1 protein-coding gene is annotated in these 352 nt (G+C 65.9%); it reads left to right on the top strand.

The window, feature by feature from the left end; translation table 11 throughout:
• The coding region (locus tag PQR02_RS40875) for a pyridoxal-phosphate dependent enzyme (RefSeq protein WP_408243462.1) at nt 1–352 on the top strand (352 nt) is incomplete at both ends.

Here is a 352-nt window from a genome sequence, read left to right as displayed (position 1 = left end):
GCCGACGGTCGAGGTGGTGCAGTTCGGCGAGTCGTACAGCGACGCCTACGCCCATGCGGTGAAGTTGCAGGAAGAGCGCGGGCTGAGCTTCGTGCATCCGTTCGACGACCCTTACGTGATCGCGGGCCAGGGCACCGTCGCGATGGAGATTCTCAGCCAGCATCAGGGACCGATTCACGCGATCTTCGTGCCGATCGGCGGCGGCGGACTCGCGGCCGGCGTGGCCGCGTACGTGAAATCGGTGCGCCCGGAGATCAAGGTGATCGGCGTGCAGACCGACGATTCGTGCGCGATGGCCGCGTCGCTGAAAGCGGGCGAGCGGGTCACGCTGAACGAAGTCGGTCTGTTCTCT

The sequence above is a fragment of the Paraburkholderia sediminicola genome, assembly GCF_046026895.1.
GTDB classification, from domain to species: domain Bacteria; phylum Pseudomonadota; class Gammaproteobacteria; order Burkholderiales; family Burkholderiaceae; genus Paraburkholderia; species Paraburkholderia sediminicola_C.
This window is presented reverse-complemented; position numbering and strand designations above follow the sequence as displayed.